At 61.2% G+C, this 26,064-nt stretch carries 23 protein-coding genes; 5 read left to right on the forward strand and 18 right to left on the reverse strand.

Going from position 1 to position 26,064, the window contains the following annotated elements; all coding sequences use genetic code 11:
* The first annotated feature begins 39 nt into the window (after positions 1-39).
* Positions 40-912 (forward strand): LysR family transcriptional regulator, encoded by an 873-nt coding sequence (locus tag OKC27_RS10880; RefSeq protein WP_182938946.1) that lies wholly within the window; start codon positions 40-42, stop codon positions 910-912.
* A gap of 1 nt (position 913) precedes the next feature.
* On the opposite strand, the gene OKC27_RS10885 is transcribed toward OKC27_RS10880, so the two are convergent.
* The 7 genes from OKC27_RS10885 to acs form a co-directional block, all read right to left on the reverse strand.
* On the reverse strand, positions 914-2,341 hold the full coding sequence (locus tag OKC27_RS10885) for a PTS transporter subunit EIIC (RefSeq protein WP_058052415.1): 1,428 nt from the start codon (positions 2,339-2,341) through the stop codon (positions 914-916).
* 89 nt (positions 2,342-2,430) lie between these two features.
* Positions 2,431-3,888 (reverse strand): sodium/pantothenate symporter, encoded by a 1,458-nt coding sequence (gene panF, locus OKC27_RS10890; RefSeq protein ID WP_111805143.1) that lies wholly within the window; start codon positions 3,886-3,888, stop codon positions 2,431-2,433.
* Positions 3,878-4,141 (reverse strand): YhdT family protein, encoded by a 264-nt coding sequence (locus tag OKC27_RS10895; protein WP_069556466.1) that lies wholly within the window; start codon positions 4,139-4,141, stop codon positions 3,878-3,880. The genes panF and OKC27_RS10895 overlap by 11 nt, the downstream gene beginning before the upstream one ends.
* A gap of 163 nt (positions 4,142-4,304) precedes the next feature.
* Complete coding sequence (accC, locus tag OKC27_RS10900; protein WP_042060046.1) at positions 4,305-5,645, reverse strand: acetyl-CoA carboxylase biotin carboxylase subunit; 1,341 nt, start codon at positions 5,643-5,645, stop codon at positions 4,305-4,307.
* Positions 5,646-5,660: 15 nt separating this feature from the next.
* Positions 5,661-6,116: an acetyl-CoA carboxylase biotin carboxyl carrier protein gene (gene accB, locus OKC27_RS10905; RefSeq protein WP_182938947.1), complete on the reverse strand. Its 456-nt coding sequence runs from the start codon at positions 6,114-6,116 to the stop codon at positions 5,661-5,663.
* Between the two features lie 36 nt (positions 6,117-6,152).
* Positions 6,153-6,602 carry a type II 3-dehydroquinate dehydratase gene (gene aroQ, locus OKC27_RS10910; protein ID WP_042060050.1) on the reverse strand — a complete coding sequence of 150 codons (450 nt, stop codon included), beginning with the start codon at positions 6,600-6,602 and terminating at the stop codon, positions 6,153-6,155.
* A 288-nt stretch (positions 6,603-6,890) separates the two neighbouring features.
* On the reverse strand, positions 6,891-8,837 hold the full coding sequence (gene acs / locus OKC27_RS10915; protein WP_182938948.1) for an acetate--CoA ligase: 1,947 nt from the start codon (positions 8,835-8,837) through the stop codon (positions 6,891-6,893).
* A gap of 168 nt (positions 8,838-9,005) precedes the next feature.
* Here acs and OKC27_RS10920 point away from each other — a divergent pair, with 168 nt between their 5' ends.
* The gene (locus tag OKC27_RS10920) at positions 9,006-9,284 is read left to right on the forward strand and encodes a hypothetical protein (protein WP_182938949.1); all 279 of its coding nucleotides are present in this window, start codon (positions 9,006-9,008) and stop codon (positions 9,282-9,284) included.
* Between the two features lie 57 nt (positions 9,285-9,341).
* Here the strand turns inward: OKC27_RS10920 and OKC27_RS10925 are convergent, their stop codons facing one another.
* The 7 genes from OKC27_RS10925 to torC all read right to left on the reverse strand — a co-directional run bounded on the left by OKC27_RS10925 (position 9,342) and on the right by torC (position 18,754).
* Positions 9,342-11,786, reverse strand: a complete 2,445-nt coding sequence (locus tag OKC27_RS10925) for a sensor domain-containing protein (protein ID WP_270806243.1) — start codon at positions 11,784-11,786, stop codon at positions 9,342-9,344.
* Between the two features lie 199 nt (positions 11,787-11,985).
* Positions 11,986-12,612 (reverse strand): hypothetical protein, encoded by a 627-nt coding sequence (locus tag OKC27_RS10930; protein WP_182938951.1) that lies wholly within the window; start codon positions 12,610-12,612, stop codon positions 11,986-11,988.
* Entirely contained in the window at positions 12,602-13,741 is a 1,140-nt protein-coding gene (locus tag OKC27_RS10935; RefSeq protein ID WP_270693415.1) for a hypothetical protein, read from the reverse strand. Before OKC27_RS10935 ends, OKC27_RS10930 begins: the two co-directional genes overlap by 11 nt.
* A 169-nt stretch (positions 13,742-13,910) precedes the next feature.
* Complete coding sequence (locus tag OKC27_RS10940) at positions 13,911-14,279, reverse strand: hypothetical protein (protein ID WP_182938953.1); 369 nt, start codon at positions 14,277-14,279, stop codon at positions 13,911-13,913.
* 7 nt (positions 14,280-14,286) lie between these two features.
* Positions 14,287-14,955, reverse strand: coding sequence for a molecular chaperone TorD (gene torD / locus OKC27_RS10945; protein ID WP_182938954.1), 669 nt, complete (start codon positions 14,953-14,955; stop codon positions 14,287-14,289).
* Between the two features lie 99 nt (positions 14,956-15,054).
* Positions 15,055-17,547: a trimethylamine-N-oxide reductase TorA gene (gene torA / locus OKC27_RS10950; protein ID WP_182938955.1), complete on the reverse strand. Its 2,493-nt coding sequence runs from the start codon at positions 17,545-17,547 to the stop codon at positions 15,055-15,057.
* Positions 17,548-17,587: 40 nt separating this feature from the next.
* The gene (gene torC, locus OKC27_RS10955) at positions 17,588-18,754 is read right to left on the reverse strand and encodes a pentaheme c-type cytochrome TorC (RefSeq protein ID WP_182938956.1); all 1,167 of its coding nucleotides are present in this window, start codon (positions 18,752-18,754) and stop codon (positions 17,588-17,590) included.
* Positions 18,755-18,899: 145 nt separating this feature from the next.
* Between torC and torR the strand changes: the two genes are divergently transcribed.
* Complete coding sequence (gene torR, locus OKC27_RS10960) at positions 18,900-19,610, forward strand: two-component system response regulator TorR (RefSeq protein ID WP_005326575.1); 711 nt, start codon at positions 18,900-18,902, stop codon at positions 19,608-19,610.
* Between the two features lie 36 nt (positions 19,611-19,646).
* On the opposite strand, the gene OKC27_RS10965 is transcribed toward torR, so the two are convergent.
* Both OKC27_RS10965 and torT read right to left on the reverse strand, forming a co-directional pair.
* Positions 19,647-20,051, reverse strand: a complete 405-nt coding sequence (locus OKC27_RS10965) for a GFA family protein (RefSeq protein ID WP_182938957.1) — start codon at positions 20,049-20,051, stop codon at positions 19,647-19,649.
* A gap of 37 nt (positions 20,052-20,088) precedes the next feature.
* Positions 20,089-21,135 carry a TMAO reductase system periplasmic protein TorT gene (torT, locus tag OKC27_RS10970; protein ID WP_270806244.1) on the reverse strand — a complete coding sequence of 349 codons (1,047 nt, stop codon included), beginning with the start codon at positions 21,133-21,135 and terminating at the stop codon, positions 20,089-20,091.
* Positions 21,136-21,205: 70 nt separating this feature from the next.
* Between torT and torS the strand changes: the two genes are divergently transcribed.
* Positions 21,206-24,028 carry a TMAO reductase system sensor histidine kinase/response regulator TorS gene (torS, locus tag OKC27_RS10975; protein WP_270693416.1) on the forward strand — a complete coding sequence of 941 codons (2,823 nt, stop codon included), beginning with the start codon at positions 21,206-21,208 and terminating at the stop codon, positions 24,026-24,028.
* Between the two features lie 51 nt (positions 24,029-24,079).
* Here the strand turns inward: torS and OKC27_RS10980 are convergent, their stop codons facing one another.
* Positions 24,080-24,364 carry a hypothetical protein gene (locus OKC27_RS10980; RefSeq protein WP_182938959.1) on the reverse strand — a complete coding sequence of 95 codons (285 nt, stop codon included), beginning with the start codon at positions 24,362-24,364 and terminating at the stop codon, positions 24,080-24,082.
* A gap of 15 nt (positions 24,365-24,379) precedes the next feature.
* Entirely contained in the window at positions 24,380-24,631 is a 252-nt protein-coding gene (locus tag OKC27_RS10985) for a hypothetical protein (protein WP_148140782.1), read from the reverse strand.
* 58 nt (positions 24,632-24,689) lie between these two features.
* On the opposite strand from OKC27_RS10985, the gene glyA reads away from it, so the two are divergent.
* Positions 24,690-25,943 (forward strand): serine hydroxymethyltransferase, encoded by a 1,254-nt coding sequence (glyA, locus tag OKC27_RS10990; RefSeq protein WP_042060071.1) that lies wholly within the window; start codon positions 24,690-24,692, stop codon positions 25,941-25,943.
* Positions 25,944-26,064 lie beyond the last annotated feature (121 nt).

The raw sequence follows: 26,064 nt of genomic DNA on the forward strand, positions 1-26,064 counted from the left end.
AAGATTAAGATGGGTAATCGGTAAAGACTGTTTGAGTATATGAACAATGTCGATCTGGAGTTGATGGGACTGTTCGCCACCGTGGTGGAGCAGGGGAGCTTTACCCGAGCCGCCGAGCTGCTCGGTATGCCCAAGTCGTCGGTGAGTCAGAAGATCTCGCGGCTCGAATCCCAGCTCGGGGTGCGGCTGTTGCAGCGCACCACCCGCAGGTTGAGCCTGACGCCGCAGGGGGAACTCTATGTCGAACACTGTCAGGGATTGCTGGCACTGGCGCGCAGCGCCAATCTGGCGATGGCAAGGCTGCGCTCGGCCCCGGCGGGGCGGGTGCGGATCACCGCCCCCGAGGCGACCGGCACCCTGCTGCTTGGCCGGATCCTCGCCGAGTTTCGCGCCCTCTATCCAGAGGTAGTGCTGGAGCTGACCCTGAGTGACGAACAGCTCGATCTGGTGGGGGAGGGTTACGATCTGGCGCTGCGGGCGGCGCCGCTGAAAGACTCCAGCCTCATCTGTCGGCGCATCGGTCAGGTGGCACGCCATCTGGTGGCGGCACCTGCCTATCTGGCGGCTCACGGCATGCCGCAACAGCTGAGCGAGCTGGGACGTTATGCCTGTCTGGTGCACTCGGCCATGCCGGTGTGGCCATTGCAGGAGGGGGGCTGGCGGCCGCAGGGGGCCTGTGTCAGCAACAGCTTGCTGGCGCTGCGGGAGATGGCGCTCCATGACGGGGGGATTGCCTTGTTGCCCCACCATGTCTGTGAGGGGGATTTGGCGGCGGGGCGATTGCAGAAGGTGTTGCCGGATCAGCCCATTCCGGCCAACCCGTTTTACCTTATCTATCCGAGTCGGGAGCATCTGGCCCCCGCCCTGCGCACCCTGATGGATTTCGTGGCCGAGCGGTTGTCGTTCGCCTGAGTTACCAGCTGCTCTGGCTGGCCGACTCCTGATTGGGTTTGAGGCCAAGGGGCACCGACTGGCGCTCCGCCAGCATGCGGATCTGCCCTTCAATCAGGCTGGCACTGGGGCCCAGCACCAGCACCAGCTGGTGGTCGTTGAGCTGGATCCAGGAGAGGCAGCCCAGCCCCAGCAGGCGGGATTGATCCACCAGCGAAATATCGCGCACCCGCAGGCTGAGCCGGGTGAGGCAGACGCTCATCGCCACCAGATTGTCCATCCCGCCCAGCACCTTGAGGTACTGGATCGCCAGCATCTGCGGGTCGGAGGGGGCGACGCTGGCGAGGCGCGGATGCTCCACAGCGATGGGTTTGCTCGGCATGCTGAGGGGGGCGCGCTCCAGCAGCTGATAGAACAGCAGGGTGTAGGCGACGAAGAACAGGATACCGACCGGAATGAGCCAGAAGCTGTGCTCACCGGATTGATAACTCAGCACCAGATCCAGCAGTCCGGCGGAGAAGTAACTGCCCACCTTGATCCCCAGCCCGCTACAAACAGCCAGCGACAGCCCGGTCAGCAGGGCGTGGGCGAGAAACAGCCAGGGGGCGGTAAAGGCGAACAGAAACTCGATGGGCTCTGTGATGCCCACCAGTGCCGAGGTGAGCGCCAGAGTGAGCAGCAGCCCGCCCTGCGGCAGCCGCTGCATCCGTTGGCGATGCAGCCAGATGGCAAAACAGGCGCCCGGCAGGCCGAACATGATGATGGGGTAGAGACCGGCCACATACCCTTCATGAAGGGGTTGGGCGGCAGCCAGCGCCTGCAGGTTGCTCTCGCCAAGGCCGATGACGCTGCCCAATACCTGATGCAGCCCGAGCGGGATCAACAAGCGGTTGAGGGTGCCGTAGCAGAAGGCGCCAAACGGCGTGGTGAGCAGCTCGGAGGTGAGCAGGGTCAGCCCGCGCTCCAGCGGCGGCCACAGCAGCGAGAGGGGAATGGCGATCAGCAGACAGGCCAAGGCCGACACCAGCAGGCTGGGAAACTCCCCCTTGGCGATCTGCAGCCAGCGAGGCAGTGTTTGCTGGTGAACCCAGGGATAGATGATGGCGGTGGTGAGCCCCGCCAGCAGGCCGCAGATCATGTCGGCGTGCAGGTTGGGGGCCAGCGTGTTGAAAGCGGTGCTGAGCAGCAGGAAGTTGACCGCCCCCGCCAGCGTCTGTCCGCCCAGCTCCTGCCGACTCAGGCCAAAGGCGATCGCCACCGCATAGATGAGCGGCATCTGGCTGAAGATCGCCTGACCGGTGAGGGAGAGCACCGCCAAATCGAGTACGTCGGGTTGCCCAAGCCGGTAGATCAACGCCGCCATCGGCAGGATGGAGACGGGCAGCAGCAGGGCATAACCGAGCCGCTGCAGGGCTTGAGTGACGACTTGTCGAGTGGCTTTTACGGGCATACAGCGGCTACTTTTTGTGACTTGGCGCACAGTTTAACCGGAAACCACCCATTTGGGGATAGTTTTGGAACCCCTAATTTATCTTTTTATTATTTCTGCTCGAAAAGCTCGCGCACTTCCCGCGAGGGCGGCGCCGTCAGCAGGCTCACCGCGATAAAGATCACCAGCGCCAGCGTGAGGCTCGGCACGATGGCGTGCAGGCCAGCCAGCTTGATCCCCCACTGACTCAGTACCCCATAGCTGACGATGCCGCTGACCATGCTGGCCAGCGCGCCCGGGCCGTTGGCCCGCGACCAGTAGAGGCCAAGCACCAGCGGCCAGAGGAACACCGCCTGCAGACCGCCAAAGGCGAGCAGGTTGAGCCAGATGATCATCTCGGGCGGTTGCAACGCCGCCAGCAGCACCAGAGTGCCGAGGATCAGGGTACAGAGCAGAGAGAGACGCGGAATGCGCACTTCCAGCTTCTCCTGCTTCGGACTCAGGTAGTTGAGGTAGAGATCTTTCACCAGAGTGGCTGAGGCCTGGATCAGCTGGGAGTCGATGGTGGACATGATGGCCGCCATCGGCGCCGCCAGAAAGACACCGGCCAGCCAGGGGGGCAGCACTTCCATCATCAGGGAGGGCATGATCTTGTCCGGGCTGTCCATGCCGGGCAGGATGGCGCGGCCAAGGGCGCCAGCCAGATGCATGCCGAACATCAGCAGGGCGCTGACCACGGTGCCGATCAGAATGCCGCGATGGAGCGCCTTGCTGTCGCGATAGCCAAAGCAGCGCAGCGCCGAGTGGGGCAGACCGACCACCCCGACACAGACCAGGATCCAGAAGCTCAGCATAAAGGGCTGGGTCAGCATGTCATCGGCCCCTTGCGGGCTCACCAGCTTGGGATCGATCTCCCTGAGCTGGTGGATGAGGTTCGGCAGGCCGTCACCGGCAATCAGAATCCCCGCCAGCAGGGCGCCGGTGCCGATCAGCATGATGATCCCCTGCAGGGCATCGGTCATCACCACCGCACGAAAGCCGCCGATGATGGTGTAGAGCAGCACGCAGCTGGCAAACAGCATCAACCCCTGCTGGTAGGAGAGTCCGGTGGCGGTCTCCAGCAGGCGGGCGCCGCCGATAAACTGCACCACCATGGTCGCGATAAAGGCGAGGATGATAGTGACGGAGCCGAGTATCACCACCGCCTTGCTCTGGTAGCGGGCCCACAGCATGTCGTTGATGGTCACCGCATTGACCCGGCGGGCGATGATGGCGAACTTCTTGCCCAGTACCCCCAGGGTGAGCCAGACGGTGGGCAGCTGGATCATCGCCAGCAACACCCAGCCCAGACCAATCTTGTAGGCCGCACCCGGCCCGCCGATAAAGGAGGAGGCCGAGGTGTAGGTGGCCACTAGCGTCATCGCCAGCACCAGCCCGCCCATGCTGCGGTTGCCGATGAAATACTCCTGCACGAAGTTGCCTTCGGCGCGATGGCGGCTGGCCCAGAAACCGACCCCCAGCACCAGCACCAGATAGATGACGAGCGGCAGCATCAGCTCAAGATTCATGGGATGACTCCTTGCCGGAAGGGGCGTGGGTATCGAGGGGGATCTCCACAAACAGCCGGTTCACCATCAGGGCGCAGAGCAGAATGAACAGCAGTGGCATCACCATGCAGCTGAGCAGGAACCACAGTGGCAGCCCCCACAACTCCAGCTGGAGCGGGATAAAATAGGCGGTGCCATACCAGGCAAAGAAGTAGAACAGGGTCAGCAGCAGGCAGAAAGCTGCTTCCCGGCGGGCGAGAGCAAAACGGTTCACCTTGGCCTCCGACAAATTTGAGGGGCGCAAGGATAACAAAAAAGGGCCATGTCGCCATGGCCCTTTTTCAGCAGAGACTCCTTGCGGAGCTGACTTCCGGCTGGATTGCAGATAAACAGCTGGCTGCTATCCGGCCGGAAGTGATTGTTCTGCCTGCGAGATCTTACAGACCCAACTTCTTGTGCAGATAGTGGATATTGGTGCCACCGTGCTGGAAGTTTTCGTCTTTCATGATCTCTTTTTGCAACGGTACGTTGGTCTTGATCCCTTCCACCACCAGCTCGTCCAGCGCATGGCGCATGCGGGCGATGGCAATGTCACGATTCTCGCCGTAGCAGATCAGCTTGCCGATCATCGAATCGTAGTGGGGTGGTACCTTGTAACCGGCATAGATGTGGGAGTCCCAACGCACACCCAGACCACCCGGCGCGTGGAAGCGCTGCACCAGACCCGGAGAGGGCATGAAGGTGGCCGGATCTTCGGCGTTGATCCGGCACTCGATGGCATGGCCACGGATGCGGATATCCTGCTGGGTGATCGACAGGGGCTGACCGGCGGCGATGCGCAGCTGCTCCTTGATGAGATCGATACCGGTGACCATCTCGGTGACCGGATGCTCAACCTGAATACGGGTGTTCATTTCGATGAAATAGAACTCGCCGTTCTCGTACAGGAACTCGAAAGTACCCGCACCGCGGTAGCCGATCTCGATACAGGCGCGCACGCAGCGCTCGCCGATGAACTTGCGCATCTCGGCGGTGATGCCGGGTGCCGGTGCCTCTTCCACCACTTTCTGGTGGCGACGCTGCATGGAACAGTCACGCTCGCCCAGATAGAGGGCGTTGCCCTGGCCGTCAGCCAACACCTGAATTTCGATGTGGCGCGGGTTTTCCAGGTACTTCTCCATGTAGACCATGTCGTTCTTGAAGAACTGGCCTGCTTCGGATTTGGTCAGGGCGATGGCGCCCGCCAGTTCCGCCTCATTGCGCACCACGCGCATACCGCGACCACCACCGCCACCGGCGGCCTTGATGATCACCGGATAGCCGATGCGTTTGGCAATGGCGGCGTTGTGCTTGGCGTCGTTGTCGACGGGGCCGTCAGAGCCCGGTACGCACGGTACGCCAGCCTTCTTCATCGCTTCGATGGCAGAGACCTTGTCACCCATCAGGCGAATGGTCTCAGGCCTAGGGCCGATGAAGATGAAGCCGGATTTTTCGACCACTTCGGCGAAGTCGGCGTTCTCGGAGAGGAAGCCGTAACCCGGGTGGATAGCCACGGCACCGGTTACCTCGGCGGCGGCGATGATCGCCGGGACGTTGAGGTAGGAGTCGGTACTGGCCGGTTTGCCGATACAGATGGATTCGTCGGCCAGCAGCACATGTTTGAGCTCCCGGTCGGCGGTGGAGTGAACGGCCACTGTCTTGATCCCGAGCTCTTTACAAGCGCGCAGGATCCGCAGGGCAATTTCACCGCGGTTGGCGATGACTACTTTGTCCAACATGGGTGGCGATTTCCCTTATTCGATGATGAACAGCGGCTCGTCAAATTCGACGGCCTGACCATTTTCAACCAGGATCGCTTTGATCACACCGGCCTTGTCAGACTCGATTTGGTTCATCATTTTCATGGCTTCGACGATGCACAGGGTGTCGCCGACATTGACGTGCTGACCCACTTCCGCGAACGGTTTGGCATCCGGGCTAGAGGAGCGGTAGAAGGAGCCAACCATCGGGGAGCGCATCAGGTGACCGCTCGGCGCGGCATCAGCGGCAGGTGCGGCAACCGGGGTGGCAGCGGTAGGTGCGGCAACCGGAGCGGCTTGCTGCATCATCATCTGCGGCATGGCGGTGGTCACCTGACCGGAGAAGTTGCGGCTGATGCGAACGGACTCTTCACCTTCGGAGATCTCCAGTTCGGCGATGCCGGACTCTTCAACCAGTTCAATCAGCTTCTTGATTTTGCGGATATCCATTAGCATTCTCTTTCTTCTTTATCTGATCAGTGATTATCAAGCCGCGCGCAGATGGTGCACGGCCGCGGTTAAAGCGAATTGGTAGCCATCGGCTCCCAGACCACAAATGACCCCTTTGGCGACATCAGACAGATAGGAGTGATGACGGAACGGCTCCCTGGCATGGACGTTTGACAGGTGAACCTCGATAAAAGGGATGGCAACGCCCAGCAGCGCATCGCGAATAGCGACGCTGGTGTGGGTGAAGGCGGCTGGATTGATGATGATAAAATCCACCTGGCCCATGGCCTGATGGATGCGGCTGACCAACTCATGTTCGGCGTTGGATTGCAGATGTTCCAGAGTGACACCGAGTTCGCTGGCGTTAAGCTTCAGATCGGCGACGATCTCATCGAGCGTCTTGCTGCCGTAGATACCCGGTTCCCGTTTGCCCAGCAGATTCAGGTTTGGTCCGTTGAGCAGGAGAATTCGGTGATTTTGCGACATATTGAGTGCATCCTCGATGATAATGCTGCTATCTATCAGCTATCTTGTGGACTACCAGAAATCTAGCCATTTTCTGCGCAAATCGGTGTGCCCTGGCACACAGATTTCGCAATTATATTGATTTCGTGAAAATTAGCAGCATTTTACTGGTCTAATCTCTACATCTGGCTATTTATTGCGCGTTTCGGTCGGCAAGGCTCCGTGACTGCCGCCTTGCTGTTTGCTGGCGGATGAGAAACGTCAAAGCCGGCGCAGGGCCGGCTTTGCTGAGCAACAAACGAAGCGGGATCAGGCGGCTTCCGACTTCTCGCGGATAAGTTTGTCTACTACGCCCGGATCCGCCAGGGTGGAGATATCCCCCAGACTGTCGGTCTCGCCGGTGGCGATCTTGCGCAAGATCCGGCGCATGATCTTGCCGGAACGGGTCTTCGGCAGCCCCTCCGCCCAGTGAATGACATCTGGCGTGGCGATGGCGCCAATCTCCTTGCGCACCCACTCTTTCACCTCTTTGTGCAGCTCGCGGCTCGGCTCTTCCCCGGCGATCAGGGTGACATAGGCGTAGATGCCCTGACCCTTGATCTCGTGAGGAACCCCCACCACCGCCGCTTCGGCGATCTTGGGATGGGCCACCAGCGCCGATTCAATTTCGGCGGTACCCATGCGGTGGCCGGAGACGTTCAGTACATCATCCACCCGACCGGTGATCCAGTAGTAGCCATCGGCATCGCGACGGGCACCGTCGCCAGTGAAGTAGCGGCCGGGGAAGGTGGAGAAGTAGGTCTGCTCGAAGCGCTCATGATCGCCAAATACGGTGCGCATCTGACCCGGCCAGGAGTCGGTGATCACCAGATTGCCCTCGGTGGCACCCTCCAGCGGCTCGCCCATGTTGTCCACCAGCGCCGGTTGCACCCCGAAGAAGGGGCGGGTGGCCGAGCCCGGTTTCAGGTCGGTGACGCCGGGCAGCGGCGTAATCAGGATGCCGCCGGTCTCGGTCTGCCACCAGGTATCGACGATGGGGCAGCGCTCATCGCCAATGGTGCGGTAGTACCACTCCCAGGCTTCCGGGTTAATGGGCTCACCCACCGAGCCCATGATGCGCAGGCTCTGGCGCGAGGTGCCGGTGACCGCTTCGTTGCCCTTGGCCATCAGCGCGCGGATGGCGGTGGGGGCGGTATAGAGAATGGTGACCTGGTGCTTGTCCACTACCTGGCTCATGCGGTTGGTGGCCGGGTAGTTGGGCACCCCTTCGAACATGATGGTGGTGGCGCCATTGGCCAGCGGCCCGTAGACCAGATAGGAGTGGCCGGTGACCCAGCCCACGTCGGCGGTACACCAGTAGATGTCCTGTTCGTGGTAGTCGAACACATATTTGAAGGTGAGGGTGGCATAAACCAGATAGCCGCCGGTGGTGTGCAACACGCCCTTGGGTTTGCCGGTGGAGCCGGAGGTATAGAGGATAAAGAGCGGATCTTCGGCGTTCATCGCCTCGGGCGGGCAGTCGCTGCTGACGGCAGCGGTCGCTTCGTGCCACCAGATGTCGCGGTGGTTGTGCCAGGCGACATTACCCCCAGTGCGCTTGAGCACGATCACCTTGCTGACCTGGGTATCCGGGTTGGTGAGCGCTTCATCCACATTCTTCTTCAGCGGCACCGGACGGCCGCCACGCAGTCCCTCGTCGGCGGTGATCACGATGCGCGAGCCCGAGTCGATGATGCGACCGGCCAGCGCTTCCGGCGAAAAGCCGCCGAAGACGATGCTGTGTACCGCGCCGATGCGGGTACAGGCCAGCATGGCGATGGCGGCTTCGGGCACCATGGGCATATAGAGGCAGACCACGTCGCCGCGGTGAACCCCTTGTGCTTTCAATACGTTGGCAAACTTGCACACTTCGCTGTGCAGCTCACGGTAAGTGAGTTTACGATCTTCGGCGGGGTTGTCCCCTTCCCAGATGATGGCGACCTTGTCACCCCGTTCGGCGAGATGGCGATCGAGACAGTTGGCCGAGACGTTGAGCTGGCCATCTTCAAACCATTTGATGGAGACATGGCCCGGATCGTAGGAGGTGTTCTTGACCTTGGTATAGGGTGTCATCCAGTCGAGGATTTTCCCCTGCTCTCCCCAGAAGGCGTCCGGATTGTCGATGGAGGCCTGATACATGGCCTCGTACCCGGCCTTGTCCAGCAGGGCGCTGTCGCTGATATGGGATTTGACCGGGTAGACCTTGCTCTCGCTCATCTGTCACTCCTTTGAATAGATCTTTTAATGGTTTCTTAACAACTTATACCTTTGGTAGCGGGGGGCAATTAGACTTTTGGATAGGCGGCAACAGTTGGTTACAGGGCAAAGAGTGACAATTAATCGGTGAGCGGGTAAAAGGGGCGTGTCGATTAATTGGAGGTGATTATGTTTTCCCTGTTGCTCTGTGCATCCCTCTGGCAGTTTGATGCGCCAGTGCCTGCTGGTGAACCGCTGAAAGAGTTTGCGATCACCCATCAGGAGGCCTCACCCGCGCTGCGTGATCGGGTGGCCGATCAGCTTGGTCATGCATGGCAGGCCAAAGAGCCCGGCACCAGACTCACCTTCAGGGAGCCTGCCCCCCGCTATGCTGGCGAATCACCGCTGACGCGCATGCTCAATGACCGTGATGATGGTTGGGAATCCCGCGTGCAGATTGAGTGGTAATCCGGTTGGCAGCCAGGAGGCGGATGCCTCCCGGCTGGTGATGAGCATTGCCTGCCGCTATGAGGCATAGCGCTGATGCAGGCGATCCCCCATATGCTCGACATGCAGTGGTTTGCTGAACAGATAGCCCTGTCCTTCGCCGCAGTTGAGTGACTGCAAGAAGGCGTGTTGTGCCTTGGTTTCAATTCCCTCGGCGGTGACCTCCATATCCAGACTGTCGGCCAGATTGATGATGGTGCGGCAGAGCTCCCGACTGTTCTTGTCTTCCGGTAATGCCTGCACAAAGGCCCGGTCGATCTTGATGCGATCGATCGGCAGGGTCTTGAGCAGACTCAGTGACGAGAAGCCGGTGCCAAAGTCATCGATGGCAATCTGCACGCCGAGATTTTTCAGGCGGGTAAAGAGATCCAGACTCTGTTCGACCCGCTGGATGATGCTCTCCGTCACCTCAATTTCCAGCCGCTCTGGCGGAAATCCGGTCTCGGCCAGAATGGCTGCGACCCGCTCAACGTAGCCGGGGGAGCGCATCTCCCGCACCGACACATTAACCGACAAGCGGGGCACCGGCAGCCCGGCGGCCAGCCAGTTTTTCCCCTGCTCGCAGGCGTTGCGCATCACCCACTCGCCAATCTTCTCGATCAGTCCGCACTCCTCCGCCACCGGAATAAAGCGGGTCGGCGCTATCATCCCCTCATTGGGGTGTTGCCAGCGCAGCAGCGCTTCCAGCCCGCTCAGGTGGCCGTTGGCCAGATTGGTCATGGGTTGATAGAAGATGCAGAGCTGTTCGAGCTCAAGGGCCTTGAGCAGACCCTGCTCAATCTGCATCCGCTCGCGGGTCCGAGCCGCCATGCTGGGGGTATAGAACTGGAAGCCGTTGCGCCCCTGACTCTTCGCCTCGTACATGGCACTGTCGGCGGCGCTGACCAGAGTTTCCGGGCTGTCGGCATGATCCGGATAGATGGCGATACCGATACTCGCCGAGATAGCCACCAGCTCATGGGCCAGCTCAACCGGCTCGCGCAAGACTCTCAGCAGGGTATTGGCGAGGGTCGCCAGCTCGTCAGGCTCCTCCAGATAGGGGATCAGCACCAGAAACTCGTCACCACCGAGGCGGGTTGCCAGATCGTTGTGCTGCAGGCAGCCGCGGATCCGCTCAGCAAGCCGCTTGAGCAGCTCATCGCCAACCCCGTGTCCCAGGCTGTCGTTGATCAGCTTGAAGCCATCCAGATCGATAAAGAGCAGTCCCAACCGTTTGTGATTGAGCTGCGCGGTTTTCAGCTCAAGGGCCAGCCGCTCCTGCAACAGATGGCGATTGCCCAGCTCGGTCAGGGGATCGTGATAGGCAAGGTGATTCAGCTCGGCCTCCACCTTGCGAATGGCGCTGATGTCGGAGAGGGCGATCACATAGTGGGTGGTGTTGTTGAAGTTGTCGTAGACAGCGCTGATCTGCTGCCAGGAGGAGAAGTAGCTGCCATCCTTGCGCAGGCAGACCATCTCGCCATGCCAGGCGTTGTTGCCGGGACGCAGGTGATACCAGGGATAGTCGAGGTCGGTGTAGCGCCTGGGGTGCATGATGATATCCGGGGTGCGCCCTATCACCTCCTCGGCATTGTATTGGGTCAGCATGGTGAAGGCCGGGTTGACCGACAAAATATGGTGTTCGCTGTCGAGGATGATGATCCCCTCGGCCGTGGTATCGAAGACCACGTTGGCCTGATGGAGCCGCTCCTCCTGACGGCGGCGGGCGGTGGCATTGTGAATGACGCCCATGACCCGGTGGCCGACCGACTCGGTGGCGGGCACATGGTCGGCATGAATATCGACCCAGTGCCGCTCTTTGAGGGCGGTGAGGTAGCTCAGGGTGAGATGGATGGGGTCATGGCTTTGCAGGACCGCCTTGAGCTGGCTGCCTGATCCCGGTTCAAAGCAGTCGACGAACGCTTGCAGCCCGCCGTGGAACTGGTTGGCCTCGATGCCCAGCAGCGGCTCAATCTGGCCATCGAACAGCAATCTGTCCTCCGCCACGTGCCACTCCCACACACCGATTTGAGCTGCGCGCATCGCCAGTTGCAGCCGCTGTTCGGTTTCATACTGCTCGGTGATATCCCTCACGATGGCGAGGATGCCGCTCAGCTCGCCCTGCTCATTGCGCATCGGGCTGTAGGTGGCCTGAAAGCGGCGGGAGCTGCTGTCATACGCAGCCGTTTGACCCGTGATGGCGATATCCACGTAGGGAATGCCGCTGCGCATGATCTGCTGAAACATGGGTTCCAGCGTCGGAGCCAGTTTGGGCACCACCTCTCTGAGGTGCTTGCCCTGATGATCCTCGATGCTTTTGCCATTGATGTCGGCCAGCACCTGATTGACTTTGCGGTAGCGAAATTCGCGGTCAAATACACCGATGCCCAGAGGGGCGTTATCCATCAGCTGTGTCAGGACGGTGTGATCTGACAGCTGGGTCAAGATTGCCTCGGTGGCGGCGTTGAAAGGCTTCCCATCCATGATGACCTCGGCATTGATTGATTTATCACTTGTGTTGGTTTCCAGTATGGCACGAACGCTTTCAGGGGGTGCCCAGCAGAGTTATCTTGCTGTTTGTTGAGAAAAAGTTGTGCCATGTATCGACCATCTGCGGTGTGCGGTCGCTGGGTGGCAGTATCCATATGAGGGTAATGCTGGGACTTTTTTGAGTTCCTCCCACCTATTGCAAACTGAATTGGTAGCGCAGCGTCAGGCTGATGGTGGGTTGCCAGTCACGTTCCTTCATCAACCATTGTTTCGCACCCACTTCGGTATCCAGCGTCCATTGATCCCAGCTCCAGCTTCGCTCCAGCGTCATTCCCCATTCACGCCACCCCTCTTCGGCATCATATGCAGACATGTGTGCCTGGTTACCTCTCGTCAGCCAGAGATTAAGGGAGACGTTGGCAGGCAGCGGGAGTGAATGCTCCATATACCAGATCTGGCCATAACGACCGGTCACATCATAAAGCTGGCCAATGCTCAGTTGATGTTCGTCATCCAGTTGCCAGCCAAGGCGCCATAGCGCGCCGAAACGGGTGTGATCCGCCACCTGCATGGGGCTGACCCCCACCGCGATAAAACTCTGTTGATAAAGGGGCAACGCGACGCCCGCACTTTGGCCATCGATAAAGATAAGGCCCATCTGTGTTTCGCGTTCATAGCCGAGCCATAGTTGCACTGTGGAGTCGGCGCCCTCTCCCGCCCGGCTGCTGTCGAGTTGCCATTGGCTGCCCATGACCAGCGCCCTGGCCGGGAAGGGCGAGATCAGAGCGATGAGCAGCAGTAACCCGCGCTTATTTGCCATACAGTCGTTGCCAGTCCCGATCCTGATGCATCCCCATCAGGTGACAGATGATGCCGGAGCGCTGGAAAGCATGGATAAGCAGTACGCTGGCGCAACAGAGCAGCATGATCAGGCCGAAGCTGTTGGGCAATATGGTGCCCTGACGAGCCGTCCACCATAGCAGCAGGGGGCCCCACAGGTGGACGAAGATGCTCTTGTGGAAGATGAAGACGGTCAGGGAGTACATGCCGATCCAGTTGAGCGGTCGCCAGCAGAGACGAATATTGCGCTGATGCAGCCACAGGATGATGCCGATCACCAGAAACTCCATGCCCCAGATCCCGGCACGGCCCGTCATGTCCAGCGCCAGCTCATGTTCGTTGGCGTAAATGTCGTTGAGTTCGACCGAGCTGGTCTCGCCAAGGCGCAGATAGATGGCGAGCGCCACCACGGAAAGGGTGAGCACCAAGCGATTGAGGCGATCCCGCCACTGGGGGCGCTGATGCCAGCACCAGCCATAGAGAAAGCCGAAACAGCCGCTGGCCATGAAGAGATCGAGGCGGGCATCCAGCTCATAGTCGGGGTGAACGTGCAGCTTCATCCAGCTGTCGATATGGCCAAGCAGGGTCTGTACACCGAACTGATCCAGCAACAGGCTGAGCACGGTCAGTACCAGCATGCCGCGAATGCCAAACCAGCCATACACCAGCGAGAAGAGCGCCAGCAGACACATCCAGAGCATCACCGGATAGAAGGAGATGGCCTCGCCGAAGTTGGGGGCGATGACCAGCCCCTCCACATAAAGCACGGCGATGATGCTGACAAACAGCACCAGCTTGCTTTTTAGCTGCGGTCTGAAGCTGGCCTGGTCACGACGACTCAGGTTGAAGGCGGCCAGCGCCAGGTAGATCTGGCTGACCCAGGGGATCAGCCAGGCCGAGACCTGGGCCGTGATGTGATCCATGGGCAGCAGGTGGCCAGCCATGGCTTTGTGGGAGAGATAGAAGCTGTCCCACAAGGCGTGTTCGCGAGTGAAAAAGTCGATATACCAGTAGTTGAGGTAGCCGGTGTAGTGCTCGAAGACGGCCATAAAGATGACGAGCCCTCGCAACAGGTCGAGACCCGTGATGCGTGCGTCCTGTAGAGGCATGGGGTTGCTCCTGGATCGGTTGAAAAGGAGCCGCACTATAACGGTTGCAACAAAACTGAACGGGGGCTGAATGTAAGCGAATATTACCCGACTTCCACCCCTTACCCTTGCCATGACTGGGGTAAGAAGAATTTGGCTGTCATGATTTGTAATGGTTTGGCCGGTTTTTTTAGCCTTTTTGACGACCAAATGCCTGAATGCCGCGCACCAGTACCAGCCAGCCGAGCAGGTGGAATGGCAGAGCCAGCAGATAGAGCAGCAGAAAGTATGACTGGTTGCCGCTGCAGTTGATGAAATCAATCCAGGCGGCCAGCAGCGCCAGCATGCCGGCGATCTGGAAGCGGCGGCGCAGTACCACCTCGACCCCGAGATTGGCGAGGTAGAGGGTGAGCAGGATACCGCCAAAGCCGGTGAGCTGGGCAGTGCCGTAGAGCTCGCGATCCGGATGGAACAGCAGGGTGACGAGAGGGGTCATGCCCTGATCCAGCGGGATCAGGGCCAGCAGCCAGCATGCAATCAGAAGCAGGGCTGTTTTCATCGCGGCCTCAGTCGGCGGACGGTGCCGGTTTGACCAGAGAGAGGTAGTTGGCATCCATCTTGAGGAATACCCCCAGCAGACGGGCACTGGCGCCGTAGAAGCCAAACCGGTCGGCGGCGCGACAAGCGCTTTCGAACTTGTCGAACCACCCCAGCAGATGCCCGTGCAGCAGCGCTTCCTGCTCGTCGAGCCAGCGTTCCCGCTCAGCAGCAGTTGTTGCTTCTGCCGCGCGGATGATGAGATTACCCATCAGATCCAGCTCGATGGCCAAGTGGTCGGCAGGCTCTTTGTATTTGTCGCTGACATTGATGCCGAGGCGCTCGAGGCGAGCCTGCATCTCGGTCATCGGGGCCTGCATCAGCAGCTTGGCATCGCCACGGTAGAGCGATTCGTAGGGCAGGGCGCCCTGCTTGGGATCCACCAGAAACAGACCGGCGAAGTCGGCGGCCAGTTCCAGCTGGCGATCCGGGCGCACCAGCAGGCGAGCGATGGCGTCGTTGAGTTCGGCCACGGCCTCGCGCATCGGATCCAGGGTCGAGAGGCTTTTCAGAAAGCTTCGCACATCATAGGTGTCATATTCGGCGATCTGCTCATCACTGAGTTCGGCGGCGAACAGGGTGGAGAACCACCAGTAGAGTTCGGCCCGGCGTTCGCTGGTAGCCATAAATTCCTGCATTTTTCCTCCGTGGATGGCAATCGGGAGCCTTGATGGCTCCCGATTCTAACGACTTTAAAAATAAAGGAAACTCAAGGGGGCGCTTTCGTCCCCTCGGGGTCAGAGTGCCGGGAACATGGGGTCGATGCCCTTTGCCGATTCCGGTGCGGCGAAGGCAGTGACGGCCGGCGCCTGCCCGCGGAACTTCTCGATCTCCACCAGCGCGGTGTGGGCCGTGGTGGCCTGCGCCAGGCTGGAGGAGCCGATATCGGCGGTCAGCACGTTGGGGTCACCATAGGTACAGAGCGTACCCACCTTGCCGCCCTCTTGCGGCCCATACCAGGCACCTTCCTGAATGCGCACCACCCCGGGGGCGTAGTCATCGCTCACCACCAGCCCGGCCAATACCTGACCGCGGCCGTTGAACACCCGAACCAGATCGCCGTCCTTGAGGCCACGGGATTTGGCATCCTGCGGATTCATATAGACAGGCTCGCGACCCTGCACCGTGTAGGTGGCACGGTAGTTGTCAGACGAGCAGAGCTGGCTGTGCAGTCGCTTGTCCGGGTGGCAGGATTGCAGGTGCAGCGGGTACTGTTTGCTGCCCGGCCCGCCGTGGGAGCGCTCGTAGGGCTCGATCCAGACCGGGTGGCCCGGGCAATCCCCATAGCCGTAGTCGGCGATGGTCTTGGAGTAGATCTCGATGAGACCTGACGGGGTGCCGAGCGGTTCCAGATCCGGCTCCTGACGGAACGACTCGTGGCGCACCCAGGGCTGGCCCGCCGGGAAGGTGACAAAGCCTTCCCCGTGCCAGAACTGGCTGAAACGAGGCAGACGAATGCCGATGCCGCGGCCCTGCAGGCGGGCGTCGTCATAGATGCTCTGGATCCACTCCAGCTTGCTCTTGCCGCCGGTGAACTCGGCCTCGCGACCGAAGCGACGGCAGAGATCGGCGAAGATGTCGTAGTCATCGCGCGCCTCGAACAGCGGCTCCACCACCTTGTACATGGCCAGAATGCCCGCGTTGGAGTGAGAGCCCCACTGCTCGATATCATCCCGCTCATAGGTGGTGGTGGCGGGCAGCACGATGTCGGCAAAGCGGCAGCTGGCAGTCCACTGGTGATCGATGCTGACCACGGTTTCCAGCTTGCGCCAGGCGGCGACCATCTTGTTGCGATCCTGCTGGTGGTGGAACGGGTTGTTGCCGCAGAACACCGCCATCTTCATGTGGGGGTAGGTGATTGTCTGGCCGTTGAAGGCGATCTGTTTGCCCGGATTGAGGATGCAGTCGACGAAACGGGCCACCGGAATGAATTTGGAGTAGCCCTTCCAGTCGCCGTCATGGCGCGGCTTGACCCCGGGAATGACCGAGCTGAAACCGGACATGATGGGGCCGCTGGAGGTGATGGTACCTGCCCCGTTGTAGTGCCAGCCAAAGCCGTAACCACCGCCCGGCAGGCCGATCTGGCCAATCATCGAGGCCAGAACCACCAGCATCCAGGCGTACTGCTCGCCGTGGTGCATGCGTTGCACACACCAGCCGCCGATGAGCTGGGTGCGGCCACTGCTCATGGCGCGGGCCAGCTCGCGAATGGTCTCGGCAGGGACGCCACAGATGGCGGCGGCCCACTCGGCATCCTTCACCTGACCATCGCTGGTGCCCAGCAGGTAGGGCAGGAACTTGTCAAAGCCGGTGGTGTAGTTCTTCAGGAACGCCTCGTCGTGGCGCTTCTCGCTGTAGAGGGTGTGGGCGATGCCCAGCATCAGCGGCACGTCGGTCTGCGGATTCAGGGTCACCTGATCGCAATTGAGGTACTTCTGGGTTTTGGATTTGACCGGATCGACGCTGATGACCCGGATCTCGCCCTTGGCCACCTTCTCTTTCAGCTGCGCCCAGTAGTCGTAGACGCTGTGATCCGGCACCAGCCAGCCCACCTGCAGGTTTTTGACGGGGTCGGAACCCCAGATCACGATGGTCTTGCTGTGCTCCAGCACCAGCGGCCAGGAGGTCTGCTGCTCGTACACCTCCATGGCCCCTGCCACGTGGGGCAGGATCACCTGGGCGGCGCCGGTGGAGTAGTCACCGGCCTTGGCCAGATAGGTGCCGTGCAGGTTCATGGCGCGGCCAAGCATGGCGCCAGCTGAGTGCAGCTTGCCCACCGACTGCCAGCCGGAGTGACCCGCATAGAGGGCGCTCGGGCCATAGGTTTTCTGCACCCGCTCCAGCTCGTGATAGAAGAAGTCCAGCGCCTGGGACCAGGTGACCCGCACGAAGCGGTTCTGGCCACGCTCGCTGGTGTCGGACTGGTGGCCCTTGCGCAGCCAGTCCAGTCGCACCATGGGGTAGCGGATGCGGGAGGGGTTGTAGACCACCTCACTCAAGGCCTTGAGCATCTCGGTGGGGTGCTTGTCATGCTCGAACGGCAGGGTCTCGACCCAGCGGCCATCGACCACCCGGGCGCGGAAGGCGCCCCAGTGGGAACCGGACTGCACCAGTTTTTCGCCGGACTCGGCGGCCATCACGGCGCGACCGAGCAGGGAGGGGCCGATCAGGGCAGAGGCACCGCTGGCCAGCAAGCCACCCAGAAAACCACGACGGGAAATATTGATCATCTTGTTATTCCTCTCTCGGATCCGGAACTCGAATCCGGAATTAGTGGCTGCCCTGACCACCGGTATCGGCGGCATGGTTTTGCAGGTATTTGAGCAGGGTGCGCTCCTCTTCCTTGCTCAGGCGATAGTAGGCAGACATCGCCTTGAGCCCCGAGATCCAGCCATTGGCGGTGAAGTGAGCCGGATCCGGCGCGCCGTGGCAGGAGTTGCAGGTGGATTTGTACATCTCGCCGGCGTAATCCCAGATCGGCTTGAGTGAGGACTCAAAGCCCTTGCCATCGACCCAGGCCTGTACCTGAACCTGTTCCCACTTGATATGGGTGGCGCTGTCGGTCTCCTGTTTGAGGAGTTTTTCGCTCGCTTTCAGCTCGTCACGGACGGTGGCGACAAAGACCCGCTTGCCCATGTATTCGCTCAGCACCCGGCCCTTGCCGTCGCTCTCGCGCCACCCTTCGATGGTCACCTTGAGGCGATCGCCGCTGCGGGCCACTACCTCGATGCGGGAGGCGGGCAGCAGCTTGCCGACCGGTTCGTTGCTCTGTTCGCTGGCGTAGAGATCTTTTTCACCCAGGTTGTAGAGGGTCTCGGCGGCCGGTGCCTGTTGCGCGTCGTTGGCCAGGGTGGCGTAAGTGGCCCGGAAGCCCCCCGCCATGTTGGGCAGTTCGTGGGCGATGCCCTTGTGGCACTCGATGCAGTTCATGTTCTTCGCCGCCGCATCTTTCATCGCCAGCGCTGCCGCCGGGGATTGCTTGGCGTGATCCATGTTGTCGTAGCTGTGGCAGGACTTGCAGGTCTTGGAGTTCTGGCTGCTCATCCGGGCCCACACTTTCTCGGCCAGATGCAGGCGTCGGTCCTCGAACTTCTCCTGGGTATCGATGCTGTGGCCTATGTACTCCTGATAGAGGTCGTTGGCCGCCTCCATCTTGCGGGCCACCTTGCCGACAAAATCCTTCGGCTGGTGACAGTCGGTACAGACCGCCTGTACCCCTGAGGCATTCTTGAAGTGGATGGACTCCTTGTACTCCGGATAGACGGTGTCTTTCATGGAGTGGCAGGAGATGCAGAATTCGAGGCTGCTGGTTTTCTCAAAGCCATAGTGCAGGCCGACGGTACCCGCGAGGGTGACGCCGACGCCCACCAGAACCAGCGCCAGTACCGACCAGCGACGGCTGGGGGTGCGCAGGAAGTGCCACAGTTTTTTCATCATGCTCTCTCACATCACTTTTTTGATGGGGGCCATGATAGGGAGGCGTTGTGAACAGGGCTGCCGCCACAAATTAATGAAATAGGGGTATTTATGACAAAATGTGAATAGAATAATCCTCCCTTGTCGACCATCGTGAACCCTGCCCATGCGCTACCACATTCTGGTTGTTGAAGATGATGCGGTTACCCGCGAGAAGCTGACCGGCTATTTTGAGCGGGAGGGCTATCGGGTGACGGCGGTCGAAAATGGCCAGGAGATGCGCGCCGTGCTGGCGGAGCAGACGGTCGATCTGGTGATGCTGGATATCAACCTGCCGGGGGAAGATGGTCTGCTGCTGACCCGTGAACTGCGGGCGCGCAGCACGGTGGGGATCATTCTGGTCACCGGCCGCAGCGATGCGGTGGACAAGATTGTCGGCCTCGAGATGGGGGCCGATGACTATGTCACCAAGCCGTTCGAGCTGCGGGAGTTGCTGGTGCGGGTCAAAAATCTGCTGTGGCGGATCTCGTTGGCCGCCGCCCCGAGTGAACCCGAGACGACCGACGATGCGGTGCGCTTTGGCCCCTGGCGTTTTGACATTCCCCGCCGCCAGCTCAGCAAGGACGGGGTGCCGGTGCGCCTGACCAAGGCCGAATATGAGGTGCTGGTGGCCTTTGTCGCCCATGCCGGGCGGGTGCTGAGCCGGGAGCGGATCCTGACCCTTATCAGCCATCGCGGCGATGGCCCGAGCGATCGCACCATAGACGTGTTGATCCGGCGGCTGCGCGGCAAGATGGAAGCGGATCCGCGGGATCCCCAGCTGTTTGTCACCGTCCATGGTGAAGGCTATCTGTTTGCCGGCGAGATAGCCTCCTGACCCCGTTACGGTGGCCTTGACCTGTTTGACCGGGTGTCAGACCGGCGGGCGGGTATCAAATTGCGGGCAGTCGTCGCCAATCTGGTGCCAGGACGCCTTGGAGCCGACAAAGATGTGAAACGCGGGCCGCTGGCTCGGCACATCGTCCAGTACCCCGAGGCGCAGGTTGATCTTGCCGCTGCTGCTCTTCTGGCTGAACAGGCTGGAGCCGCAGTGACGACAGAAGGCCAGGGTGGTCTCTGCCGATTTCCGGTAGCGGCCGATGGCCTCTTCTCCCTTCACTATGGTGACCTTGTTGCCATCCAGTCCGCCGACCGAGGCATAATCTCCCCCTGAAAACTTGCGGCATTCGCTGCAGTGGCAGTTCCCCATATAGTCGAACTGATCCGGCAGGGTCAGGGCGACGGCGCCGCACAGGCAGCTGGCATGTAACTCTTTCATCTCTTCTCCTTGAGTGTGCTGATCGGATTTGGAACGGCTATTCGACCCGATAGACGGGGCGAAAAGCGCCCTCCGAGAGGGAATCTGCGGGATCGGCCAGCGGCGCAGACAGCGTCAGAATGGGTGGCCCCATCACCCGCGGGCACTGCTCGGCATTGGCATCAGGGTGTTGCAGCAGGCAGACCGCCTGAGCGACCGCAAGGCGCCCCAGCAGCCGCATCTGATCGCTGTTGGCGGCCAGGATCTTGCCCCGGCGCAGTCCCCGCTGTACCCCGTGGCTGAAGTAGGTGCTCAGCACCTGGGGCCTGTCGAGATGGCGCTGCGCCAGCTCGTTGACGGCCACTTCGGCGGCGATGGCGCCCCCCACCAGATAGTCGAGGTCGGGATAGCGGGCCAGGGTCTGCTGCACCAGCGTACGCTGGATTTCCCGGCTGTTGTCGCCGCGCTCGGTGGTGACCAGCTTGATGGCGCTCCCCTTGATGGCGTCGGCAAAGCCCGGTTCGACGAAGTTGTTGCCGCCACTTGCCTGCGGGCCGGGGAAGAGGGCGAGCGAGACCGGCTTGCTGCCTGCGGGGTGGTGCTGCGCCAGCCAGTGGCCGATTTGCCAGCCCATCTGGTACCAGGAGACCCCCACCTTAGCCTGCACCAGACCAGTGGGCAGATCGTTGACCAGTCCAAAGACCGGCAGCGGTGTGGCCTTGATTGCCTCGCGCAAGCCCTGATAGCTCACCGCGCCGAGCAAGATGGCGTCGCTCCCTTCCTGCACGCAGCGCTGCAACTGCTGGCGCTGCTCGGCGAGGGCGCCATAGCCCCCCGCTTCGTGGATCTGCAACTTGACTCCCAGCCGCTTCGCCTCGTCCATCATGCCCTGATTGACCGAGAGCCAGTAGGCGTCGCGCAGATGGGGGTAGAGGGCACAGAGGGTCAGCGGTTTGGTTGCGGCGGTGGGTTCCGGCCACTGCTGGCGCACCGGCTGGCCGCTGAATTCGCCGCCGGGCCATATATCGACCGCAAAGGCGAGGGCGGTGCGGGGAAGCATTAGCAACCAGATCAGCAACAACGGGGAGAGATAGACGCTTCGCATGGCTAGGGGTTTTGTTAAAGTGTTGGGCCATATTATCCGGTCAAAGCCGACCACAACCAAGGGACTTCCCGTGAGAATCTTTTCCGGCCTGGGTGGCAAGTTGCTGCTGGCCTTCTCCCTGATGGCGTTGCTGACCCTGAGTGCCTCCCTGCTGGGCTGGGTGGGGCTTAGCCATCTGCGCCAGCTGGAGCAAGGGGTGCAGCAGACGTTGGCCGACCAGGAGCTGGCGCGCACGCTCTCTCGCCTCAGCGGCGAGATCCAGAGCGCGTCGCGGCTGCTGGCCACCGCAACCAGCGAGCAGGAGCGGGAGCATCAGGGACGCTTGCTCACTCTGCAGGGGCAACAGCTGCAGCAGGTGCTGGCGCAACTCGGCCGTGGGCAGGGTTCTACAAGCCTCGATCAGCTCAGTCAGAGCATCATCGGCAATCTGGGCCAGCAGGGCTGGCTGGTGGGAGAGCGACTGACCCTGATGGCGCAGGGCGAGGCGCAGCGGGCCCGTCTGGTGGCGGCTGCCGGGCAGATCGCCGAGTTGGCGCGCAGCCAGATGGAGAACGCCGAAACCGTGATGGTGGCGGGATTGGGTTCCCTCTACCAACAGCAAGGCGCGCAGGCGACCCGGACGCTGGATCGCTTGCTGGAGCAGGATCTCGACTGGCTGGAGCAGATGACCGAGTTGCGTCATCGCACCCTGATGCAGCAGCAGCGCATTGAGGAGATGTGGCGCAGCGAACAGCAGGGGCAATTGCAGGCCCTGTTGCAGGAGGGGCAGCGAGAGCTGGCCATCTTGCAACTGCGGGCCGGGGCGGTGACCGATCCGGCCCGCCGTCAGGCGGTGGAGCAAGCGCTGACCGTGCTGGCGCAGAGTGAGAAGCTGGTGCAACTGCGCAGCGACTGGCTCGGCAAGGGGGAGGCACTGCGGGTGCTGGCCAATGCCAATGAGGCCCTGATGAGCAGCCTCAACCAGCAGGTCGGTGAGCTGGTCAGCCGTGCCCGCGATTCGCTGGGGCAGAGCCAGCAGGCGTTAAGCCAGCGTCTCAGGCTGCTGGAGAAGGCGTTGATGGGCATTGGCCTGCTCACGCTGGTACTGCTGATGCTGTTGATGTGGCGCATGGTCTACGGCCGGATCGTCTGGCCGCTGCAACGGGCGGTGGCAGGGATGAGCCGGTTGGCGTGCGGGGATCTGGCCCCTCTTGAGCCGATCTCCGGGTCGGGCCGCGATGAGCTGGCAGAGCTGGCGCGAGCCCTGCAGGTGTTTCGTGACAATGCGGTGGAGTTGGGCCGCTATCAGCGCGAACTGGAGTCGCGGGTCGAGGAGCGCACCAGCCAGCTTAGCCACGCCAACGAGCGGCTCAATGAGGAGGTGGAGAAGCAGCGGCAGGCCCGCGCTGAGGCAGAGCAGGCCAACCGCGCCAAGTCGGTGTTTCTCGCCACCATGAGCCACGAGATCCGCACCCCCATGAACGGCATTCTGGGGGGCCTGACGCTGCTGGAAGATACCCACCTGAGCGAGATCCAGCAGCGCTATCTGGCCGCCATCGAGCATAGCGGCGAATCCCTGCTGGAGATCCTCAACGACATTCTCGACTACTCCAAGATAGAGGCGGGCCATGTGGAGGCGCGCCGCGAACCCTTCCCCCTGTTCCAGCTGGTTGATGAGCTGAGCGCGCTGTTCCGGCCAAAGGCAGCGGTCAAGGGGGTCACCTTGGCGCTGGAATATGCGTCCGGGCTGGCGCCTGTGGTCGAGGGGGATCTGGGCAAGCTGCGGCAGGTGCTCGGCAACTTGCTCGGCAATGCGGTCAAGTTTACCGTCCGTGGCCAGATTATCCTGACGGTGGCGCCCCTTGTCTGTCACGGCCCTTGCGCCGAACCCTGCATCCGCTTCGTGGTGCGCGATACCGGCCCCGGCATTCCGGGCGATGAGCAGGAGGCGGTGTTCGAGGCGTTTCGCCAGCGCAAGCGCGATATAGGCCATCAGGGCGGCACCGGGCTGGGACTGGCGATCAGCCGCAAGCTGGTGGCCGCCATGGGGGGGGAGCTTATCCTTGCCAGCGAACCGGGCAAAGGGTGTGAATTCAGCTTCAGCCTGCCGTTGCAGCGCTCGAGCGCCCAACTGCCCGCCGAGGCGCAGCCGCTGCACCTTGGCCAGTCCCGCGACATCCTGCTGGTGGAGGATAACGAGATCAACCGGCTGGTGGCGCACGGCATGCTGACTCGCCTCGGCCATCGCGTCACCCTGGCGGAGGATGGTCGCAGCGCGCTGGCGCTGGTGACCGAGCACCCCTTCGAGCTGGCGTTGCTCGATATCAATCTGCCCGACATGGACGGGATGACCCTGCGCGAGGATCTGGCTGCCATCAGTGAGGAGGTGCATGAGCGGCCGTTGCCCGCCATCGCCATCTCGGCCCAGATGTATCCGGAGGATATCCGCCACTGCCTCGCCGCCGGGTTTGTCGATTTTGTCGGCAAGCCGGTGCGGCTGGCAGTGCTGGCGAACGCCATCGAGCGGCTGTTTCGGCAAGAGGGGGCCTCCATCGAGCTGCCTGTGCTGTTATCTGCCGCGCCCTCTGCCAACCGGCCCGAGTGGGCCAATCCGGTGCTGGACGCCGATCTGCCCCTGCTCGGCATGGCGCGGATCCGCCAGCTGGTCGGGCTGTTTGAATCGCAAGGGCGGGTGTTGGTGGATGAGTTGGCTCAGGGGGAGGGGAGTGAGCAACGGCAGCTGGCGCACAAGCTAAAGGGGAGTGCGCTGGCGCTGGGGTTGACCGAATTTGCCAGCCATTGCGCAGCCCTTGAGGCGGGAGGCGGTGAGCCTGCGGCAATCGGGGCGCAATTTGACGCGGCGGTGAGCGGGTTGCAGCAGTGGCTGGCGGCCAACAGGGATGCGCCGTTCTGATCCCTGCTGGCTATGCACAACGTTCAGAGGGGGTGGCCAGCCCCTGCGCCGTTATTCTATTTCGCGAAACAGCGCCTGTTTGCACTTGGCGCAGACCCATTCCCGGCGAAAATCGGTCAGGTGCACCATTCCCACCTCCAGCAACTCGTGGTGGCCGCAGTGGTGGCAGAAGATGATGTCGCCATCGACCGCTTCCGGGTGGGCCGCCAGATATTCGGCTTTGGTGGGGAGCTGATCCCACGAGGTGGTAGAAACATGTTTGCGCTGGCTGGTGTAGTAGACCCAGTAGAACAGAAAAAAGACAGCCAGGATCACGAATGTCAGCAGATGGTCCATCTTGAACTCCTCCGGTCAGATGTCGCCCTTCGGGTGGGTGGCGGCAATCAGCTCCATCATCATTAAATTTGTTTCGAATGAATATGTTACAGGATGGATCACGACGGCGTTGTGATCCCCTTCGGGTTTTGCCCGCCCAACTGCGGGATGAAAAATGTCTCTTTTGGCGAAGGGGCCAGGGTATTGAACGGGGAGGGAATCTTGTTTTTTACAACATAAATTCAACATTTTTTTAGGTGGTTGGACTGTCTCTTTGATCCAGCTCACGTTACAATGCCCACGCCCACTTCACCTAACGCGCAAACGATTTTCAGGAGAGAAACGGATGTTGAAACGTGACATGACCATCGCCAATTATGATCCGCAATTGTGGCAGGCCATCACAGACGAAACCCGTCGTCAGGAAGAGCATATCGAGCTGATTGCGTCTGAGAACTACACCAGCCCCCGTGTCATGGAAGCCCAGGGCTCCCAGTTGACCAACAAGTACGCCGAAGGTTACCCCTCCAAGCGTTACTACGGTGGTTGCGAGTATGTGGATGTGGTCGAAACCCTGGCCATCGAGCGCGCCAAAGAGCTGTTCGGTGCTACTTACGCCAACGTGCAGCCGCACTCCGGCTCCCAGGCCAACAGCGCCGTTTACATGGCCCTGCTGCAGCCGGGCGACACCGTACTGGGCATGAACCTCGCCCACGGTGGTCACCTGACTCACGGCTCGCCGGTCAACTTCTCCGGCAAGCTCTACAACATCATTCCTTACGGCATCGATGAGTCCGGCAAGATTGACTACGACGAGATGGAGCGCCTGGCCATTGAGCACAAGCCGAAGATGATGATCGGTGGCTTCTCCGCCTACTCCGGTATCGTTGACTGGGCTCGCATGCGCGAAATCGCCGACAAGATCGGTGCCTACCTGTTCGTCGACATGGCCCACGTGGCTGGCCTGATTGCCGCTGGCGTCTACCCGAACCCGGTGCCCCACGCTCACGTGGTCACCTCCACCACTCACAAGACCCTGGCCGGTCCGCGCGGTGGCCTGATCCTCTCCGCCGCCGACGACGAGGAGCTCTACAAGAAGCTCAACTCTGCCGTCTTCCCGGGTGGTCAGGGTGGTCCGCTGATGCACGTCATCGCCGGTAAAGCCGTTGCCTTCAAAGAGGCGTTGGAGCCCGAGTTCAAGACCTATCAGGCTCAGGTCGTGAAAAACGCCAAGGCGATGGCTGCGACCTTTATCGAGCGCGGTTACAAGATCGTCTCCGGCGGTACCGACAACCATCTGATGCTGGTTGACCTGATCGGCCGCGAGCTGACCGGTAAGGACGCTGACGCCGCGCTGGGCAAAGCCAACATCACCGTCAACAAGAACTCCGTGCCCAACGACCCGCGCTCCCCGTTCGTCACCTCTGGTGTGCGGATCGGTACCCCGGCCATCACCCGCCGCGGTTTCAAGGAGGCCGAGTCCATCCAGCTGACCCACTGGATCTGCGACGTGCTGGACAACCACGACAACGATGCCGTGCTGGCCACCGTACGCGAGAAGGTGCTGGATATCTGCCGCCGTTTCCCGGTCTATGGCTGATAAGCCGGAACGTTCGGTTTGAGACCAATGCCACCCTCGGGTGGCTAATGCCGATCAGTTAAGGATCCATTGACCGATCCTCCTGATGTGTAAAAATCCGAAACCTGTTGATTGGTTTCGG

Origin of the sequence: Aeromonas sp. QDB62 (assembly GCF_027705695.1) — a bacterium.
Taxonomy (GTDB): domain Bacteria; phylum Pseudomonadota; class Gammaproteobacteria; order Enterobacterales; family Aeromonadaceae; genus Aeromonas; species Aeromonas allosaccharophila.

Coding starts and splice junctions, on each gene's coding strand:
- accB (WP_182938947.1), bottom strand. CDS start 6,116: ATGGATATCCGCAAAATCAAGAAGCTGATTGAACTGGTTGAAGAGTCC.
- OKC27_RS10980 (WP_182938959.1), bottom strand. CDS start 24,364: ATGGACCATCTGCTGACATTCGTGATCCTGGCTGTCTTTTTTCTGTTC.
- torC (WP_182938956.1), bottom strand. CDS start 18,754: ATGATGAAAAAACTGTGGCACTTCCTGCGCACCCCCAGCCGTCGCTGG.
- torR (WP_005326575.1), top strand. CDS start 18,900: ATGCGCTACCACATTCTGGTTGTTGAAGATGATGCGGTTACCCGCGAG.
- accC (WP_042060046.1), bottom strand. CDS start 5,645: ATGTTGGACAAAGTAGTCATCGCCAACCGCGGTGAAATTGCCCTGCGG.
- glyA (WP_042060071.1), top strand. CDS start 24,690: ATGTTGAAACGTGACATGACCATCGCCAATTATGATCCGCAATTGTGG.
- OKC27_RS10935 (WP_270693415.1), bottom strand. CDS start 13,741: ATGCCTCTACAGGACGCACGCATCACGGGTCTCGACCTGTTGCGAGGG.
- torT (WP_270806244.1), bottom strand. CDS start 21,135: ATGCGAAGCGTCTATCTCTCCCCGTTGTTGCTGATCTGGTTGCTAATG.
- OKC27_RS10885 (WP_058052415.1), bottom strand. CDS start 2,341: ATGCCCGTAAAAGCCACTCGACAAGTCGTCACTCAAGCCCTGCAGCGG.
- torD (WP_182938954.1), bottom strand. CDS start 14,955: ATGCAGGAATTTATGGCTACCAGCGAACGCCGGGCCGAACTCTACTGG.
- acs (WP_182938948.1), bottom strand. CDS start 8,837: ATGAGCGAGAGCAAGGTCTACCCGGTCAAATCCCATATCAGCGACAGC.
- OKC27_RS10940 (WP_182938953.1), bottom strand. CDS start 14,279: ATGAAAACAGCCCTGCTTCTGATTGCATGCTGGCTGCTGGCCCTGATC.
- OKC27_RS10925 (WP_270806243.1), bottom strand. CDS start 11,786: ATGGATGGGAAGCCTTTCAACGCCGCCACCGAGGCAATCTTGACCCAG.
- torA (WP_182938955.1), bottom strand. CDS start 17,547: ATGATCAATATTTCCCGTCGTGGTTTTCTGGGTGGCTTGCTGGCCAGC.
- OKC27_RS10930 (WP_182938951.1), bottom strand. CDS start 12,612: ATGGCAAATAAGCGCGGGTTACTGCTGCTCATCGCTCTGATCTCGCCC.
- panF (WP_111805143.1), bottom strand. CDS start 3,888: ATGAATCTTGAGCTGATGCTGCCGCTCGTCATCTATCTGGTGCTGGTG.
- aroQ (WP_042060050.1), bottom strand. CDS start 6,602: ATGTCGCAAAATCACCGAATTCTCCTGCTCAACGGACCAAACCTGAAT.
- OKC27_RS10880 (WP_182938946.1), top strand. CDS start 40: ATGAACAATGTCGATCTGGAGTTGATGGGACTGTTCGCCACCGTGGTG.
- OKC27_RS10920 (WP_182938949.1), top strand. CDS start 9,006: ATGTTTTCCCTGTTGCTCTGTGCATCCCTCTGGCAGTTTGATGCGCCA.
- OKC27_RS10965 (WP_182938957.1), bottom strand. CDS start 20,051: ATGAAAGAGTTACATGCCAGCTGCCTGTGCGGCGCCGTCGCCCTGACC.